We start from the raw sequence: 17942 nt of genomic DNA, 5'->3' as shown, positions 1-17942 counted from the left end.
TATTTCTCCTAAATTGATAAAAATTAAATTCTTGATAATTTAAAGTTTATAAACTTAGGAAAAACAACACAATAAACAGAGTTGAATTTGATATTATTTAATTGATTAACGATTGTTAATTTATCACAACTGAATTAGTTACTGAAGCTTTATATTTTCTGCATCCCATTCGTGAGAAACATTATTATATTTAAGTATATAAGGCTTAGTATCTATGGAATCTAGCGTTATATCCGCTCTCATTTCATCATGAGACGAAATAATTTCATTATAGCCAAAATGAGCATAATATGGTTGATAATTTTTAAACCTGATGGTTATGAACTTATCTTTAGTAATATTCGGCATCAGCTTTATTAAATCATCAAGATTATTTAGCTTTAAATCTTTTATCTCAAAAATTTGCAGTCTATAAACATTTTTATAATCTTTAGTAAAAAATGTTGGGATAGAACTAAAGCTGCTACCGGACTGAACGGAAGCTATGGCTAGAGATTTAAGCGGAATACCTGATTTGTTACTAAAATAATCATCTACTTCAAAAAATATAGCACCGCCAAAATTTATCATTCTACTGATTTTATTATTATTGACGTTATATAAATTTACTGTTTGCTCAAGCTTTTTTCCATCACGGAATATAGTAAGTTTCGTAACAGCGTTTTTAGAATTATCCATTTCTCTATCGAGCATTGCTAAATTACCGCCTAGCTCTTTATCATTAATAGCCCAAATAATATCACCGGCTTTTAAGACTTTTTCGGCAGGTGAACCGGCTAAAACTGTCTTAATGCTTATAACTCTATTTCTGCTATCAGGAAATTTCTTTATATATTTATCCATTTCCTCCTTGGGGAAATTATTATGTCTAACAGCTTTATTTAAAGAATATAAATCACTTATTATTCCTATATGTTGCCTTGTTGGCTCTTTATTATTTTTCAAGCTTTCTAAAGTGCGGATTACATAATCGCCGTGCAACGCTAAAGAGTGGGTCTTACCACCGCCATATAATACGCCTATAGCCTCAATCTTATCATTAAGCACTGGTGAACCACTAGCACCACCGGTAACATTTAAATTAATTATATAAGTACCTCGCGGCATCATACCATCAATATTATATAGATCAGACAAATATCCAGTATGGAAAGAAAAGCCTTGTGCCTCGGTATTACCGACTACAAAAACTTTCTGGTTTAATTTTGGGGACTCGCTAGAAAATGGTATTTCCATTGCGGAGTCAGGTATATCGTTACTTACTACCTTTAAAACGGCATAATCTTGCCAAATATCATAATATATTAATTTTGCTTCAGCTTGCTCACCATTATAAAAGGTAACAAAATAAGTACCGATTGAGCTAAGCCCAATAACGTGAGTATTAGTAACTATATAACCATTTTTCTTATCATTAATAAATCCGGTTCCTGTCCAGCTATTTGTATCTTCATAAGCTGATACGGCAATCCTAGTATCAATCGTTACAATCGCTTTCTTAGCTTTTTCAAATATGCTACTACTTATTTCCGGCGATGCTAAAACTATATTATTTAATAAAAATAGATTAACGATAAATAAAATTTTTGGTAAAATTAATAATTTTTTCATTCCCACCTCTTGTAAAATCATTAGATCAGCACTATATCAAATAAAAAGCAATAAACAAAATAAAAAATTAATAGAGGATTTATGGGAAAAGTAATAGGTATAGATCTTGGAACCACCAACTCTTGCATTGCAGTGATGGAAGGTAAGGAGCCAAAAGTAATAGAAAACTCTGAAGGTGAGCGAACTACGCCATCGATTATAGCTTTTGCAAATGGTGAAAAATTAGTTGGTCAGTCCGCTAAAAGACAGGCTGTAACTAATCCACGTAATACTGTGTATACAGTAAAGAGATTAATCGGTAGAAATTTTACCGATCCGATGGTTAAAAAAGATCAAGAAATAGTGCCGTATAATATAGTTAAAGCTGATAACGGTGATGCATGGGTTGAAGTTGAAGGAAAAAAACATTCACCTAGCCAAATTAGTGCTTTTATCTTACAAAAAATGAAAGAGTCAGCTGAAAATTATTTAGGTGAAAAAGTAACACAAGCTGTTATTACTGTGCCTGCTTATTTTAATGATGCACAACGTCAAGCAACAAAAGATGCTGGTAAAATCGCAGGGCTTGAGGTTCTTCGAATAATCAACGAACCAACTGCAGCAGCTCTTGCTTATGGTTTTGATAAATCAGCAAGCAAAACTATTGCAGTTTATGACCTTGGCGGCGGAACATTCGACGTTTCAATTCTTGAGATTGGTGATGGTGTTTTTGAAGTAAAATCAACTAACGGCGATACATTCCTTGGTGGTGAAGATTTTGATACAAGAATATTAGAGCATTTAATAAATACTTTCAAAAAAGAAAGCGGCATTGATTTACGTAACGACCCGCTGGCACTTCAGCGTTTAAAAGAAGCAGCCGAGAAAGCTAAGAAAGAATTATCATCTGCATTAACCACTGATATTAATTTGCCTTATATAACAGCTGATAATAGCGGTCCAAAACATTTAAATATTAAATTTACTAGAGCAGAACTTGAAAAATTAGTAGATGATTTAATTGAGAAAACCATAGAACCTTGCCGTAAAGCTTTAAAGGATGCAGGCTTAAAAGCTTCTGATATTCAGGAAGTAGTGCTAGTTGGCGGTATGACAAGAATGCCAAAAGTACAAGAAGCGGTGGAAAAATTCTTCGGGCGTGCACCACATAAAGGCGTGAATCCTGATGAGGTTGTAGCTCTTGGTGCAGCTATTCAAGGCGGTGTATTAAATAAAGAAGTAACTGATATATTATTACTAGACGTTACACCTCTATCTCTTGGTATCGAAACCCTAGGCGGCGTATTTACAAGATTAATTGATCGTAATACCACAATTCCAAGTAAGAAAAGCCAAGTATTTTCTACTGCCGATGATAATCAGCACGCAGTAACTATTAGGGTATTCCAAGGTGAGCGTGAAATGGCAAAAGATAATAAGATGCTTGGGCAGTTTAATTTAGAAGGAATCCCTCCTGCTCCACGTGGCGTGCCGCAAATAGAAGTGACTTTTGACATTGATGCAAACGGCATAGTGCATGTTTCGGCTAAAGATAAGGCTAGCGGTAAAGAGCAGAGAGTAACAATACAGGCTTCCGGCGGTCTTAACGATGCTGAAATAGAGCAAATGGTTAAAGATGCTGAGAAAAACGCTGATGAGGATAAAAAACGTAAAGAGCTTATTGAAGCCCAAAATGCTGCTAATAGCTTAGTTTATTCTACTGAAAAAACCTTAACAGATTATAGTGATAAATTATCGTCTGAAGATAAAGGAGGGGTAGAAAAAGCCTTATCTGCTTTAAAAGCTGTTTTAGATTCAGAAGATGCTGCATTAATTAAAGAAAAAACAGAAAGCTTAACCGCTGCTAGTATGAAAATTGGCGAAGCAATGTATAAAGCACAAAGCGATGCTGGTGCTGCAGATAGTGCTTCTGAAGAAAATACTACTAGCAACGAAAAAGTAGTAGACGCAGACTTTGAAGATGTAGAGAAGAAGTAAAGTAAAACGTCATTGCGAGGAGCGTAGCTTTGTTGCAATCTCATTAAACATCCTGAGATTGCGTACGTACAATTACTTTGTAATTTCCTCACAATGACGTTTTATTAGTTATATATAGCCCAAAACAACCATATAATATAATTTCATGTCACAAGATTATTATCAAATCCTTGGAGTTAGCAAAACAGCAAGTAGTGCTGATATTAAAAAAGCCTATCATAAGCTAGCTAAACAATATCACCCTGACAATGCAGCAGCTGGAGATACAAACGCTGAGAAAAAATTCAAAGAAATAAATGCTGCTTATGAAGTTTTAAAAGACGAGCAGAAAAGAGCCGCTTATGACCGATTTGGACATGATGCTTTCCAAAATCAACAAGCAAGAGGCGGAGCTAGCAGTCAAGGCGGTCATCCTTTCGGTGCTGATATCAACGATATATTCGGTGATTTCTTTAGCGACTTTATGGGAGGCGGTAGAAGAAAACCTACCTCAAGCAAGGTTAGAGGCTCTGATTTAAAATATAATCTTACGATTAATTTAGAAGAAGCGTTTCACGGCATAGAGAAGAATATCAGTTTTTCCAGTGAAGTAAAATGCGATACTTGTCATGGTAGTGGTTCTGAAAAAGGTGAAACTGCAACTACTTGCGATGCTTGCGGTGGCGTAGGTGCAACTAGAGTTCAGCAAGGCTTTTTTATGATTGAACAAACTTGTCATAAGTGCCAAGGTAATGGTCAAATCATCAAGAACCCTTGTAAAAAATGTCATGGCTTAGGGCGTTACCATAAGCAGCGAAATTTATCGGTGAATATTCCCGCAGGTGTTAAAAATGGCACTCGAATAAGACATCCAGGCGAAGGTGAAGCAGGTATTAGAGGCGGCAATAATGGCGATTTATATGTTGATATTGCAATAAAACCTCATGATATTTATAAGGTAGATGGAGCAAATTTACATTGCAAATTACCTATTAGTTTTGTAAATGCAGCCCTTGGAGGCGAAGTAGCGGTACCGGTAATTGAAGGCGGCAAAGTTAATTTAACCATTCCGGCAGGCACACAAAACGGTGATCAGCTAAGATTACGCGGCAAAGGTATGTCTAAAATAAGATCAACTATTAGAGGCGATATGCTTGCACATGTGCATGTTGAAGTGCCTAAAAATTTATCAAAAAGACAAAAAGAATTATTAGAAGAGTTAAGAAAAGAATCTGTAAATGAAAAAGAAAATGATGGCAGCTTTTTTGATAAAATGAAAAGTTTATGGTCATAAAAATGATACTCTTCGCAGCAGAGCTACGAGGTATCTATCCAAAAAGTTTTAACTGTTTTTGTTGAAATGCTTTATAAGAAGGTTTGCCTGAACCTTGATTTTTTACATAATTACGTAATTTCCGCTCATCACCATGTTTACCTACTGTGCTCATAAAATATCCTTTACTCCAAAACTCACTTCCCCATAATTTTTCTTTAAGATTTGGATATTTCTTAAACATTTCCTTAGATGTAATACTTTTTATGATTTGAGTTATTTTTGTTGGGCTATACATTGGTATTGACTGTAGTAAAAAATGTACATGATCTTTATCTACTCCTATTTCCAAAAATCTAATTTCATAACGAGCCTCTATGTCCTCACAAATTTTACATAAATAATCGTCTAGTTCCTCATTGAATATTACTCTTCTATACTTTGCCGGTGTTACTAAATGATATATTAGTACTGTGACATTATCACTTTTATGTATCAAAACTTACGCTATGAGTGGAAGAGTGATAAATTATTGTAAGAATAATTAAACATGTCAAAGAGGAACAGATTGCAAGCAATACCAATTAATAGAACAGATTACTGTCAATTTTTAACAATTAGCCAAAAGAATTATAGTTTAACCTACTACGCTGAACATGCCAAGAAATGTAGCCATGATGTTATTAATAGATTTTTAGAAAATGAAAAATATACTCCTTCTTTGTTATGGGAACACATTAAGAATGATGTTATCTTTTCATCTAACGGATATACAATATTTGATGATACGGTGTTAAACAAAAGGAACACAAAGAAAATAGAGGTTGCTAGATCGCAGTATAGTGGAGCTACAGGTGGAGTTACTACCGGTATAGGAGTAGTGAGTCTTGTATATTATAACCCCGATATTGATAAGTTTTGGGTAATAGATTATCGCATTTTTTCACCTGATCATGATGGAGCGACGAAACTAGATCACCTACTAAAGATGTTCAATAATGCTGTTTATAGTAAAAAGATTCCTTTTCAAACTGTACTTTTTGACACATGGTATGCTACACACAAAATTATGCAACATGTTGACTCCTTGGGCAAATATTATTATGCCCCTATTAAAGCCAATAGAAATGTTAGTAAAACGTGTGATTACGAGCCTTATAAAGCTGTTAGCAAGTTGACGTTTTCAGATGAAGAAATTAAGAATGGAATGGAGATTCATATAAAAGGATTTGCCAAAAATAAGCATGTTAATTTGTTTAAATTTACTGTTTCTACCAACAGAGTTGATTATGTTGTTACCAATGTCATTGCTAAAGTAAAAGGGACCAGTAAATTGCACGAAAAAGGGACCAGAGAATTTGGTGTAACCTAATAAGGTTATAATGTGCAATATTCACTAGATAATTAATTAAAATAAATATCTAGTGATACAATGATAAGAATAAATATGTACACAACAATTATCACCCTTTATAAGCAAGGCAATAGTCAAAGAAATATTGCCAAACTAACGAGAATAGACCGTAAAACAGTAAGAAAAATAGTAAACCGTTATGTAGAGTCTGGTACAGAATCTCCTGCACCCTATGAACGATCTTCAGCACTGGATTCTTGGCACGAACAAATAATTGAGTTATTAGAAAAGAATCTAAGTTACATAAGAATTTTTGAAGAGTTAAAAATTCAAGGTTATACAAAAAGTTATGGTTCGCTAACCCGTTATATCAAAAAATATAAGATACAAAATAACAGTTGCATTCGTTTTCATACTTTAGCAGGAGAGGAAGCACAAGTAGATTTTGGTGACATAGGCTTACAGTATAATTCTAAGGGGCGTAGAGTTAAAGCATATGTATTTAATATGCGTTTAAGTTATAGTCGCCTTGATTATTATGAAGTAGTGTTTGATCAAAGTTGTCAAACATGGATACAATGTCATATCAATGCATTTAATTATTTTGCTGGCAGTCCAAAAGTAATAAAACTTGATAATCTTAAAGCTGGAGTGGTAGATAGCAATTTCTATGAGCCCGTATATCAGAAGGAATACAAACGTTTAGCTGATCATTATGGAATTTTACTTTCTCCTTGTCGTGTATATCAACCTCAAGAAAAAGGCAAAGTAGAATCAGGAATAAAGTATGTCAAAAATAATTTTTTTGCTGGACGTAAATTTCATAGATATGAAGAATTAACACATGATCTTGCTAACTGGTTAAATAAAGCAAATAACCGAATACATGGTACTACTAAAAAAATTCCTCAGGAACTATTTGAGCAAGAAGAAAGTAATAATTTAATGCCTTTACCATTAGAAACGTTTGATTTGTCATCGTGGCATAATCGAAAAGTAGCAAAAGATTGTCATATCACCATAGATAATAATTATTATTCCGTACCGGCAAAATATATATACAGTGAGGTACTGGTACAATTATCACCAAAACTTGTTCAAATATTTTCTATCCAAAATGATTTAATAGCAAGGCACGTTAGAACAGATGGCAAAGGAATATTTACCACTAATCCGTCTCATTATGCCAAATATAAACGTCTATGCCCAGGTTTTATAGAATATAGTGAACATTATCAACAACAAATGCAGCAGATAGGAAATAATTGCAGTTTATTATTAGAGTTATTACAACAAACACGAGTAAATGATTGGCAACGTTGTGCTAGAGGTATTATTTCTTTACGTAAGGTTTACAATGATGAGTTAATAGATAAAGCTTGTCATAGAGCATTACATTACGGTATAAGTTCTTACTCTAAAATTAAAAATATCTTAAATAGTAATGCAGTAAACTTACCATTGCCAGAGTTTGGAGGTCAGAATGCAGAACTTGCTTAATGACCTACGTAGTTTTAGATTATCAGGTATAGTCAATAGCTTAAATGAAAGGATTATTTATGCTCAAAATAATAAACTAGGATTTAAAGAATTTCTCTCACTATTATGTGAAGATGAAAAATCTCACCGTAAGGATAATAATTACCGTCGTCGTAAAAGTGCTGCTAAATTACCAGTCACTAAAAATTTAGAAGACTTTGATTTTCAGTTCCAACCAAGTATTGATGCCAAAGTAATAAGTGATTTATCTACTTGTGATTATATTAATACTAAGGGCAATGTCATATTCATAGGTAATTCTGGAACTGGCAAAACTCATCTTGCTATTGGATTAGCATTAAAAGCTTTAACACGAGAATACTCTGTATATTTTACTACGGTATCGGATATGCTTTATAATTTACATATTGCAAGAGCAGATAATAGCTATCACAAAAAAGTTAAATTACTCTTATCATTTGACTTATTAATTCTTGATGAGTTAGGTTTTAAGCAATTACCAAAACATTCAGTAGATGATTTTTTTAATATTATTGCTAAACGATATGAAAATAAATCTACCATTATTACCACAAACAAGGATTTTGAAAGATGGAATGAAATATTTGCTGATGAGTTATTAACTCATGCAATTATTGATCGAGTAGTACATCATGCACATATACTAAACATCACAGGTAAAAGTTATCGTATTAATAACTATAAATTTGGAGGTCATTTGACATAAAAATTTTTACATATAGTGGTCCCTTTTTCGTGCAATTTACTGGTCCCTTTTTATTTGACAATGACACTATAAAAAACCAGCTTAAATAGAACTTATAGCTAAAATATTGTTCAAGTAAGTAATTAATATATTTGATTAAAGCTATTGGAATTATAGCAAAACTTACGCTATGTTTGGTTCTAAATATCGTAAAGATGGAGAATGAAGCTGTTGTTGCATATAGTCATCTAAAAGCCCTAACTTTATTTGGTAGACCGTTTTACCTATTTTATTTGCAGTTCTTTTGAGAAAAGCCCAAACTAGAAATGCACAACTAATGTGATTACGTTGGATACGCTGTTTTCTGCATTGGCAACGTTCTATACCAGTCAGTTGCTTAATTTTTCTATGCATGCTCTCAATTACCCATCGCAAGCCAAACTCATCTTGTGCAGCTTTAGAAGATTTTTGAGTTTTGTTATTGGTAACAACATAATCAACTCTGTTGGTAGAAACAGTAAATTTAAACAAATTAACATGCTTATTTTTGGCAAATCCTTTTATATGAATCTCCATTCCATTCTTAATTTCTTCATCTGAAAACGTCAACTTGCTAACAGCTTTATAAGGCTCGTAATCACACGTTTTACTAACATTTCTATTGGCTTTAATAGGGGCATAATAATATTTGCCCAAGGAGTCAACATGTTGCATAATTTTGTGTGTAGCATACCATGTGTCAAAAAGTACAGTTTGAAAAGGAATCTTTTTACTATAAACAGCATTATTGAACATCTTTAGTAGGTGATCTAGTTTCGTCGCTCCATCATGATCAGGTGAAAAAATGCGATAATCTATTACCCAAAACTTATCAATATCGGGGTTATAATATACAAGACTCACTACTCCTATACCGGTAGTAACTCCACCTGTAGCTCCACTATACTGCGATCTAGCAACCTCTATTTTCTTTGTGTTCCTTTTGTTTAACACCGTATCATCAAATATTGTATATCCGTTAGATGAAAAGATAACATCATTCTTAATGTGTTCCCATAACAAAGAAGGAGTATCATTTATAGAAAGCATATTAATCAAAAAATTAGTTTCTTTAAATGAGTTTCTTAACATGGGGCTCAATCAACAAAAGTTCTTTGTTGATAATATAGATAATTTCTTGCAAGGGAATTATTCTATAGAGAAATCCAATAATGAATTCACTTTCAAAAAATGTGATGTTCCTATAATAGATCAAGAGATAACTGATATGTCTGTAATAGGCGTAGCTTCTGAATTTCCTACAGATCAAATATAAAAAATACAAGCTGCTACTGTCTTTTAGTTGGTAGTAGCTTCATCTCTCAATTATTTCATCTCCTAATAATTCAGATTCTAGCTCATAAAAATTAGGATGAGGACCAGATTCAAAAATATACCATGCTTCATTGTATAAAATAGTTATAAATTCATCGGTTTTATTAGCCAATTTTATATTATGCTCAGACCACTTTGCCTCACTATAAGGATAAAATAATAACTTCTTGTTGGTGTAATCTTTAGTTATAACCATATTTTGACCTTCTATATGTATAACATCCCTCAGCATATATATACTCAATTTTAAATTACAGTTATTGAATATATTATGCCAATTATTTAAATAAGTTGCATAAAATCGTTTTTATAGGTATAATTTTCTTTTTTTAATATCTTCATAATATGTCACAAAAATTAGGTTTTTGGGCAGTTTTTGCATTAGTTACCGGTAGCCAAATCGGTACTAGTGTTTTTATACTTCCTTTGAGTTTAGCACCTTACAGTATATATAGTATATGGGGTTGGGTGTTGTCGCTATTTGGTGCTATGAGCATCGCACTCGTATTTTCATATCTATGTGCAAAATTTCCTAAGACAGGCGGTCCGCATGTTTATATTCGTGAAAGCTTTGGTAAAAAAGCCGCCTTTTTTGTTGGTTGGACTTATTGGGTTATCTCGTTCATCAGCACTAGTATAGTCGTAATTTCTGCTATAGGTTACCTGACTCCTTTCTTCAAATCACAAGCAATATTAGACTTAATATTACAAATAATATTACTAGCTGCCATTATGATCTTAAATTTAAAAGGTCCTGAAGTGGCAGGCAAAGCAGAGTTTTATTTAACATTATTAAAATTCGTACCTTTATTAATAGTAGGATTATGTGCATTATCGCACTTTAATATAGATAATATAGCTATTGCTGAGGAAGTAGAGAATTTAAGCGTTCCAACCATTATGGGTAGGGTAGCACTGCTTACTTTCTGGGGGTTTATCGGAGTAGAGTGTGCAACAACTACGGCAGGCTCGGTAAAAAATCCTTCTAAAACTATCCCAAGGGCTATAATGCTTGGAACTTTCTGCGTTGCCGTATTATATCTTATTAATAGTATCGGTATAATGGGCTTAATTCCTGCATCTGATCTTATTATTTCCAAAGCTCCTTATACTGATGCCGCAGCTTTATTATTTGGTGGTAAATGGTCTAGTGTGATTTCCGTTATTGCTTCCATTATTTGCATCGGCACGCTTAACGCTTGGGTACTAACTAGCGGACAGATTGCTTTAGGACTCGCTGAAGATGGTTTATTGCCGAAATTTTTTGCTAAGAAAAATAGTAATAATGCACCGGTATGGGGGATTATTGTAAGTTGTCTTGGCATCGTACCTTTATTAGTATTTACGGCGAATGATAACTTTGCTGAGCAGATCACCAAAATAATAGATTTTTCGGCAATAGCATTTTTATTTGTTTATTTGATTTGTAGCTTGGCTTTTTTAAAAGTAATTCTTAGTTCAAAGAAAAATTTTTCTTATTATTATTTACTGATTGCCATAATATCAATTATTTTTTGTGCTTGGGTTATTTATGAAACGCCTATTAAAACATTAATCATAGCAAGTGCTTTTACTATAGCCGGCATTCCTTTATATTTCTTATGGTATAAAAGTAGAAAATAGCTTTTGAGGAACATGTCAATTGTCGTATGGCTTCGATGTCATTCCCAGTAACGACAGAATCCAGTTTTTTATTGTCATTAATAGTATTGGACGGTGTCATTCCGTAGCTTGCCACGGGGTCTTGTATCACAAACTGTGTTCCTAAGATATTTTAATCAAGTTAGATAGTATAACGAATATGAGCTATTCAAAGTGTCTTAAGCTTGCACTTTACTTCTCTATTTTTTTAACCTAAGGTAAAATTTCCTATTGACTTTTTTATAGAAAGGTATAAGTTCTTTACAATTTAATTTTTTGTAAAGAAATTACGCTGGGCTATGTAAAAGAGCAAAAAAGCTTAACACGTAATCAAAAAGAAGCCATAGGCTTACTATCAATTGGCACATTTCTTGAATATTTTGACCATAGTACCCTACAATTTTGTAGAGATATTGAAGAAAGGTTGATTTAAAGGGTAATAAAGTAGTATAAGGTGGATTTTTTGGAAAACAATGCACCAAATACTACTTCGAGAATTAATTTTATATATAGATGGAAATAAATCAAGATTAAAATGTTTGTCTGGAATGATAATCAGTCTAATGACTGGAAGTTCTATTTATCAAAAAGGTTTAGCCCTTGGTATTGTAGGTGATGCTAAAATATCATCAAAAACCCATAGGATTTATCGTTTTTTGAAAGAATTTACTTTTGATTATATGAAAGTTGCATCATTGATATTAAGCTTTTTTTGTATAGAAAATTATGTTGTAGCAATAGATCGAACAAACTGGAAATTTGGGAAATCAGATATTAATCTCTTAGGGTTTAATTCCCCGAAGGTCTGCTTCGTGATATACTAGATGCATGGAAGAAAGCAGTTATATACATAAAAGTGATAATGTCACAGTACTAATATATCATTTAGTAACACCGGCAAAGTATAGAAGAGTAATATTCAATGAGGAACTAGACGATTATTTATGTAAAATTTGTGAGGACATAGAGGCTCGTTATGAAATTAGATTTTTGGAAATAGGAGTAGATAAAGAACATGTACATTTTTTACTACAGTCAATACCAATGTATAGCCCAACAAAAATAACTCAAATCATAAAAAGTATTACATCTAAGGAAATGTTTAAGAAATATCCAAATCTTAAAGAAAAATTATGGGGAAGTGAGTTTTGGAGTAAAGGATATTTTATGAGCACAGTATGTAAACATGGTGATGAGCGGAAATTACGTAATTATGTAAAAAATCAAGGTTCAGGCAAACCTTCTTATAAAGCATTTCAACAAAAACAGTTAAAACTTTTTGGATAGATACCTCGTAGCTCTGCTGCGAGGAGTATCATTAATATCTCTTATATTATGTTTACGTGACCGTCCTATCTTGCAAGGACCAACAAATGGAGCTAAATGTATCCTTTCTTCTTCCACTATATCACTGGGATACATATTCCTACTTTATTATTTTTTGACAATATAAATTATTTCTTATATCTTTTCAAGACAGGCTCTTAGAGCAGATTAATATATTACCTTTAACCTTGGTAATAAAGACTTTATCACCAGCTTTAGCTTTCTCGTTTGGTATAAGGTAAGCATTCATAATGACCCCTGACCATTTTACTTGTCCAAGGTTTTCTTCAGAAATTAACTCGCTATAAACTTCAGCTTCTTTACCTATCATATCGGAATAGTTTTCATTAGAAGTAGTTTTGCTATATACGTATTTTTTGAGAGGATAATATAATATACAAAACCATATGAGAGATAATAAACCAAAAAGCGTTATTTGATTTGTTAAGTTAATTAAAGGGTAATGATATATTATAAGAGCATTTGACAATGCTCCAAATCCAAAAAATAAGAAACCAATATTTGGAACTGCAAAAAATTCTGCAATTATACAAATTACTCCGATTATTAACCAAATTTCAGTTAAGTACTCATTTATCATGAACATAAGTTTTTAAAAATAATATAACATCTGCGATGTCTTGCGGTTTTGATATACCGGCAAAAGACATTTTAGTACCAGGAGCATAGCTACTTGGTTTATGCAAGAAAGCAAACAAACTATCATCATCCCAACTACCTACAAGATCTGATAGAGCAGGGGAATATTTATAATCGGATATACTTGCTTTAGGACGACCTGCTACATCCCATAGATGAGGTCCTATCTTATTTGGACCATCTTTATCAAGAGAATGGCACATTAAACATTTTTTAGCTATTTCACGACCATTATCAGCATTTGCAGTTTTCATCAATTCCGGTATATTGATTGGAGTTTGTGCTTGCGTAGTAGGGGTTTCTGAAACTTCCTGCACTGCAATACTATAACCTCGATGTTTTGGTTCTAAAACTGGTTTATATAATATATTTGCAATAAACCCAACCATCATAGCAATTAAGCTTGCAAACAATATAGCTGCAACAATTTTATTTAATTCTTTTCCAGACATTTACTTTTGTTTTTTATTAGAATTTATACTATAATTTGGATTATAAGAAAAGTTAATTAAACAAATAAAATAAAAAAATAAATGGTCGATTTAAAAAAATCAAGATTTCGAATAATATTAGATAAAATTAATAATAATTGGAATCGTTTTACAGAAAGCAAAACCGGTAAAATATTACTTAGTAATTCTTTAAATTATGCTATTTCATTAACAGGGGTAGCAATTGCGATTTCAGGGCTTTTTACACCTGTATCGCCTATAGTTATAGTAGTAGCTACTATAACTGCGGTTAGTGTAGGAATTCAGGCTATAAATGAAACTATTAAAATACGCAATTTACGTAAACTTCATAAAGAAAATAATTTATTAGTACAAAATAGAAATGCTAAAGTCCAGCAAGATTATATATTATCATTAGAACCTAGTTTAAACGATATTCTAAAAAGTGAATTATTTACACCACCTAAGAAAGAAAAAGATTTAAATAGTGATAAGTACAAAGTAACTAGCAGAAATCTTAAAAGTGTTGGTATAGTACTTACGAATAATGTAGCTGGTATAACTTCTGCTATATCTACTGCTATTGTTCAAGGAGCAAGCGGAAATGTACTTGGAGTTTTAAGAGCTACAGGTTATGGCATATTAACTTCTATTTCGTTAATTACTGGAGGGCTTAGTGAAAAAGAAAAAAATAGAATAAGAACAATATTTAAGTTAAATATAAATGAAGAATGTAAAAAGCACGACACTCCAGATTATAAAAATTTAGATCAGTTGGAAAAATATACTAAAGAACAAATTCTGCAAACAGCAGCGTTAAAAAAGTTAATTACCGATAAGAATTATTGGAAAATGAAAGATCATGATAAGAGAGAGAAATTTCAGGAGATAAGAAATAATTTTATTTATGAAATAAGAAATAATGGGTTCAATGATTTTTGTAACAAAAATAAAATATCATTAAATATTGAAAAAGAAAGTTATGTCAAAGATATTGGTAGAGTAATGAATCCGTTTTATGAAAAACCTAATAAGGCTCAAGAATATAGCAACTTAGCAAATGTTATGAATAAAAGAAGAAGATCTACTATAGCTCGCTGGCATTAACAAACTTATGAGAAGTACTATCGCTAAATATTCGTTGTAATAACTCGTTATTAAGAGCATGACTAGTTTTATAGCCATTGATTGAGCTTATAATGTTATTACCAGAAGTATATAGATCGCCAAATAGGTCTAATAATTTATGACGCACAAATTCATCTTGATAACGTAATCCATCAGGATTTAAGACTTTATCTTGATCGTCTATTCCTATTGCGTTCTCAAATGAAGCACCTAGAGCAAGTCCTTTACTTTGTAAATAATCGACATCTTTCGTAAAGCCGAAAGTACGAGCATCGGCAATATTATCATTAAAAGATTCTTGTTTTGAAAAGACTAAGCTTTGTCTTCCTATAGCTTTACTATTAAAATCAATAGTTAAATCTATTTTCATGTGATCAGAAGGTCTACATATCAATTCGCAATCTTTATGAGCAGCTGTTACTTCTTTTAAAATTTTTAAATATTTTTTAGGAGCATTTTGTAGTTTTTTCCCAGCACATTCAATCATAAAGACGAAAGGCTTACTACTTCCATCCATTATAGGAACTTCAGGACCATCTATTTTGATAATAGCATTATCAATTCCGCATCCCCATAATGCAGCCATTATATGTTCAATTGTTGAGACTTGTATTTTGTTGCTATTGCTTATAGTAGTAGAAAGTAAAGTATCAGAAACGTTAAAATATTTTGCTTCAATATAATTATTTTCTGAAGATATATCCGTTCTTACGAAAATAATACCGGTATTTTCTTCAGTAGGTTCAATAGTTAACTGAGTACGTTTCCCAGAATGAACACCTATTCCGTAACAGCTTACGGGCTTTGATAATGTAACTTGCTGCATTTAAAATACTAATAACATATACTTAAAATATTAATATTTAATGCTGAATGGTGCAAGGTATATTATGTTACAAAATGTTACATATTTAAATTATACATCTTAAAGGTACAGCAAGAAATTTGTCAGAAAAACTAATTATTTTGTTACCATTGTAAAGTATAATGCCACGTATAATTTGTGATGCTAATGCTTCGGACAAATCTTTTAGCCCCGCAAAATTTTGACTTTGAATAGTTTCCGTACTTTTACACTCTAACCCACAAAATATATCACCTTTATGTAAAAGAAAATCAACTTCTTTTCCTAAATGTGTGCGATAAAACGTTTGTTCTATTCCTGTAGTTAAAGTTAATAACTTCCTTAATTCTGCCCATAACCATGTTTCAAATATTCCTCCATAATAAGGACTTTTTGGTAATAGATCAGGAGTTGTTATACCCTGTAAATATGATGCATAACCTGAATCATTCATATAAAATTTGGAAGTTTTAATTAATCTTTTACGGGTATTACTAAACCAAGGTGTTAACTGATTTATCTGAAAAGTTGTTTCTAAAATCTCTAAATATCTTGATATTGTTCTCTGGTCTAATCCTATTTCATTACCTAAATTCTTTTGATTTAATAAATTACTGCTTTGTAAACCAATCAGACGAAAAAGCCTAGCAAAAGAAACGACATCCAAAAATTTATTTATATTTCGTACATCTCGTTCAATATAAGCTGATTGATAAGAAGAGAACCAACGTTCACGAAATCTTTCTTGCTTTTTTAGTGCGATTTCTGGAAATCCACCATAAAAAATATATTCATTGAGAAATTGAGTATTTATTTCCGGTTTATGTTTTAGCTCTTCAGTCCATTTATCCTTTAATTCAGGGATAGTTCTGCCGGAAAAAATATCTGATATAAAAGAAGAGGGGTTATTTTGATTTAAAATTTCTCCTAAACTTAACCCCTCAAGATGTATTACATCAATGCGTCCCGCTAGGCTTTCAGATATTCCGGGGTAAGAAAAAATATTAGCTGATCCGGTTAAAAGAAAACGCCCTGGTTTCTTATCTTCATCTATTGATTTTTTTATAGCTTTTAAAAGATCGGGAGCTCTTTGAATTTCATCAATAGCAAGAGGATAGCTTACGTTTTTTATAAATCCGTGAGGGTCTGCGGTTGCTGCTTCTAATTGCGAAATATCATCTAAAGTGATATAGGATTTAAAAATTCCCTCATCACACAACTGCTTTACTAATGTAGACTTACCAACTTGCCTAGCTCCAATGATAAGAACGGCAGAAAAATCTTTTAAAGATTGCTTTACAAACGATGTTATATGTCTATTTATCATGTTGTAAATTATAACATGCTAATGCTATTATTTCCAACATTTATTTTTTTATAACTCTTAACCAAGCATCCCAGTCACGTTTGCCTAAATCTTCTTCAAATGATAATAAATCTTTTACAGTTTGTTCACATGTTTCTTCGGAGGGTATTATAAGTTCTTGTTTGTTAGCTAAATTTAGTAAACATTGTGTTTTGCAAGCTTGCTCTAAATGATAAGCAAAAAACATAGCTTCATGTATTGTTTTCCCGCAAGTAATAACACCATGGTTGCGAAGTAGCATCACATAATTTTGTTTGAGATCATTAACTAGCCTGCCGCTTTGTTTATCGGCGTCTAATATTAAAGAATTATATTCATGGTAAGAAATTCTGTTGTAAAAATGTAATGCCCATTGGCTGATTGGCAATAACCCGCATTTCAAAGCAGAGACTGCAATACTTGCTGGAGTATGGTAATGGAAAATAGCTGAAATATCAGGGCGTGCTTGATAAATGCTTCCATGAATAAAGTAGCCAGTCTTATTATATTGATATTCCTCTCCCTCTAGAATTTTCCCATCTAAACTAACTTTTAAAAGATTATGCTCTGTTACTTCTTCAAACCTAAGCCCAAAAGGATAAATATAATAAAAATCAGCATTTTTCGGTCTTGTTGATAAATGGGTGTAAGTGTGGTCATCCATCGACAAATATGCCATTATTTTATAGGCAGCTGCTAAGTTGTATTTTATGTTAGTCATGAGTCAAGATAATTTTATTGTGTGGTTTGAAGTCTTCATTGATATCACAGA

Annotated in this window: 18 protein-coding genes and 3 pseudogenes; 11 read left to right on the top strand and 10 right to left on the bottom strand. The window is 32.2% G+C overall.

Features of this window, described 5'->3' with window-relative positions:
• Positions 1-138 precede the first annotated feature (138 nt).
• Positions 139-1632 (bottom strand): S1C family serine protease, encoded by a 1494-nt coding sequence (locus ACOAL3_RS03000; protein ID WP_419235349.1) that lies wholly within the window; start codon positions 1630-1632, stop codon positions 139-141.
• A 60-nt stretch (positions 1633-1692) separates the two neighbouring features.
• Between ACOAL3_RS03000 and dnaK the strand changes: the two genes are divergently transcribed.
• Positions 1693-3588, top strand: a complete 1896-nt coding sequence (gene dnaK, locus ACOAL3_RS02995) for a molecular chaperone DnaK (RefSeq protein WP_419235348.1) — start codon at positions 1693-1695, stop codon at positions 3586-3588.
• Between the two features lie 145 nt (positions 3589-3733).
• Complete coding sequence (gene dnaJ / locus ACOAL3_RS02990) at positions 3734-4861, top strand: molecular chaperone DnaJ (protein ID WP_419235347.1); 1128 nt, start codon at positions 3734-3736, stop codon at positions 4859-4861.
• Between the two features lie 34 nt (positions 4862-4895).
• On the opposite strand, the gene tnpA (ACOAL3_RS02985) is transcribed toward dnaJ, so the two are convergent.
• Positions 4896-5339, bottom strand: a complete 444-nt coding sequence (gene tnpA / locus ACOAL3_RS02985) for an IS200/IS605 family transposase (RefSeq protein ID WP_419235346.1) — start codon at positions 5337-5339, stop codon at positions 4896-4898.
• A 69-nt stretch (positions 5340-5408) separates the two neighbouring features.
• Here tnpA (ACOAL3_RS02985) and ACOAL3_RS02980 point away from each other — a divergent pair.
• The 3 genes and pseudogenes from ACOAL3_RS02980 to istB all read left to right on the top strand — a co-directional run.
• Positions 5409-6143: pseudogene (locus ACOAL3_RS02980) on the top strand (transposase family protein); the annotation flags it as partial.
• A gap of 144 nt (positions 6144-6287) precedes the next feature.
• On the top strand, positions 6288-7694 hold the full coding sequence (gene istA, locus ACOAL3_RS02975) for an IS21 family transposase (RefSeq protein WP_419234561.1): 1407 nt from the start codon (positions 6288-6290) through the stop codon (positions 7692-7694).
• Positions 7678-8421 carry an IS21-like element helper ATPase IstB gene (gene istB / locus ACOAL3_RS02970; RefSeq protein ID WP_419234522.1) on the top strand — a complete coding sequence of 248 codons (744 nt, stop codon included), beginning with the start codon at positions 7678-7680 and terminating at the stop codon, positions 8419-8421. The genes istA and istB overlap by 17 nt, the downstream gene beginning before the upstream one ends.
• Positions 8422-8583: 162 nt before the next feature.
• Here the strand turns inward: istB and ACOAL3_RS02965 are convergent.
• Positions 8584-9471: pseudogene (locus ACOAL3_RS02965) on the bottom strand (IS701 family transposase); the annotation flags it as partial.
• 58 nt (positions 9472-9529) lie between these two features.
• On the opposite strand from ACOAL3_RS02965, the gene ACOAL3_RS02960 reads away from it, so the two are divergent.
• Complete coding sequence (locus ACOAL3_RS02960) at positions 9530-9715, top strand: hypothetical protein (RefSeq protein ID WP_395477561.1); 186 nt, start codon at positions 9530-9532, stop codon at positions 9713-9715.
• A gap of 39 nt (positions 9716-9754) precedes the next feature.
• Here ACOAL3_RS02960 and ACOAL3_RS02955 read toward each other — a convergent pair whose 3' ends face one another.
• Positions 9755-9970: a hypothetical protein gene (locus ACOAL3_RS02955; protein WP_395477562.1), complete on the bottom strand. Its 216-nt coding sequence runs from the start codon at positions 9968-9970 to the stop codon at positions 9755-9757.
• A 149-nt stretch (positions 9971-10119) separates the two neighbouring features.
• Between ACOAL3_RS02955 and ACOAL3_RS02950 the strand changes: the two genes are divergently transcribed.
• The 4 genes and pseudogenes from ACOAL3_RS02950 to tnpA (ACOAL3_RS02935) all read left to right on the top strand — a co-directional run bounded on the left by ACOAL3_RS02950 (position 10120) and on the right by tnpA (ACOAL3_RS02935) (position 12702).
• Positions 10120-11397, top strand: coding sequence for an APC family permease (locus ACOAL3_RS02950; RefSeq protein WP_419235344.1), 1278 nt, complete (start codon positions 10120-10122; stop codon positions 11395-11397).
• A gap of 310 nt (positions 11398-11707) precedes the next feature.
• Positions 11708-11800 (top strand): annotated as a pseudogene (locus ACOAL3_RS02945) (MFS transporter); the annotation flags it as partial.
• Positions 11801-11978: 178 nt separating this feature from the next.
• Positions 11979-12239, top strand: coding sequence for a hypothetical protein (locus ACOAL3_RS02940; protein WP_419235343.1), 261 nt, complete (start codon positions 11979-11981; stop codon positions 12237-12239).
• Positions 12240-12243: 4 nt separating this feature from the next.
• Complete coding sequence (gene tnpA / locus ACOAL3_RS02935) at positions 12244-12702, top strand: IS200/IS605 family transposase (RefSeq protein WP_419234544.1); 459 nt, start codon at positions 12244-12246, stop codon at positions 12700-12702.
• On the opposite strand, the gene ACOAL3_RS02930 is transcribed toward tnpA (ACOAL3_RS02935), so the two are convergent.
• The 3 genes from ACOAL3_RS02930 to ACOAL3_RS02920 are packed head-to-tail and all read right to left on the bottom strand — an operon-like array spanning position 12685 to position 13853.
• Positions 12685-12837, bottom strand: coding sequence for a hypothetical protein (locus ACOAL3_RS02930; RefSeq protein ID WP_419235342.1), 153 nt, complete (start codon positions 12835-12837; stop codon positions 12685-12687). The two genes, tnpA (ACOAL3_RS02935) and ACOAL3_RS02930, sit on opposite strands and share 18 nt — an antisense overlap.
• A 49-nt stretch (positions 12838-12886) precedes the next feature.
• Positions 12887-13348 (bottom strand): NfeD family protein, encoded by a 462-nt coding sequence (locus ACOAL3_RS02925; RefSeq protein WP_395477610.1) that lies wholly within the window; start codon positions 13346-13348, stop codon positions 12887-12889.
• Entirely contained in the window at positions 13332-13853 is a 522-nt protein-coding gene (locus tag ACOAL3_RS02920; protein WP_419235341.1) for a c-type cytochrome, read from the bottom strand. Before ACOAL3_RS02920 ends, ACOAL3_RS02925 begins: the two co-directional genes overlap by 17 nt.
• 81 nt (positions 13854-13934) lie before the next feature.
• Between ACOAL3_RS02920 and ACOAL3_RS02915 the strand changes: the two genes are divergently transcribed.
• Positions 13935-14960, top strand: a complete 1026-nt coding sequence (locus ACOAL3_RS02915) for a hypothetical protein (protein ID WP_419235340.1) — start codon at positions 13935-13937, stop codon at positions 14958-14960.
• On the opposite strand, the gene lpxC is transcribed toward ACOAL3_RS02915, so the two are convergent.
• From lpxC to ACOAL3_RS02900, 3 genes are all read right to left on the bottom strand, one after another.
• The gene (gene lpxC / locus ACOAL3_RS02910; protein ID WP_419235339.1) at positions 14941-15807 is read right to left on the bottom strand and encodes a UDP-3-O-acyl-N-acetylglucosamine deacetylase; all 867 of its coding nucleotides are present in this window, start codon (positions 15805-15807) and stop codon (positions 14941-14943) included. The two genes, ACOAL3_RS02915 and lpxC, sit on opposite strands and share 20 nt — an antisense overlap.
• 85 nt (positions 15808-15892) lie before the next feature.
• On the bottom strand, positions 15893-17152 hold the full coding sequence (locus ACOAL3_RS02905; protein WP_419235338.1) for an ATP-binding protein: 1260 nt from the start codon (positions 17150-17152) through the stop codon (positions 15893-15895).
• A 40-nt stretch (positions 17153-17192) separates the two neighbouring features.
• Positions 17193-17891 (bottom strand): class II aldolase/adducin family protein, encoded by a 699-nt coding sequence (locus ACOAL3_RS02900; RefSeq protein ID WP_419235337.1) that lies wholly within the window; start codon positions 17889-17891, stop codon positions 17193-17195.
• Positions 17892-17942 lie beyond the last annotated feature (51 nt).

Origin of the sequence: Rickettsia endosymbiont of Nabis limbatus (genome assembly GCF_965196655.1) — a bacterium.
Classification (GTDB): Bacteria; Pseudomonadota; Alphaproteobacteria; order Rickettsiales; family Rickettsiaceae; genus Rickettsia.
This window is presented reverse-complemented; position numbering and strand designations above follow the sequence as displayed.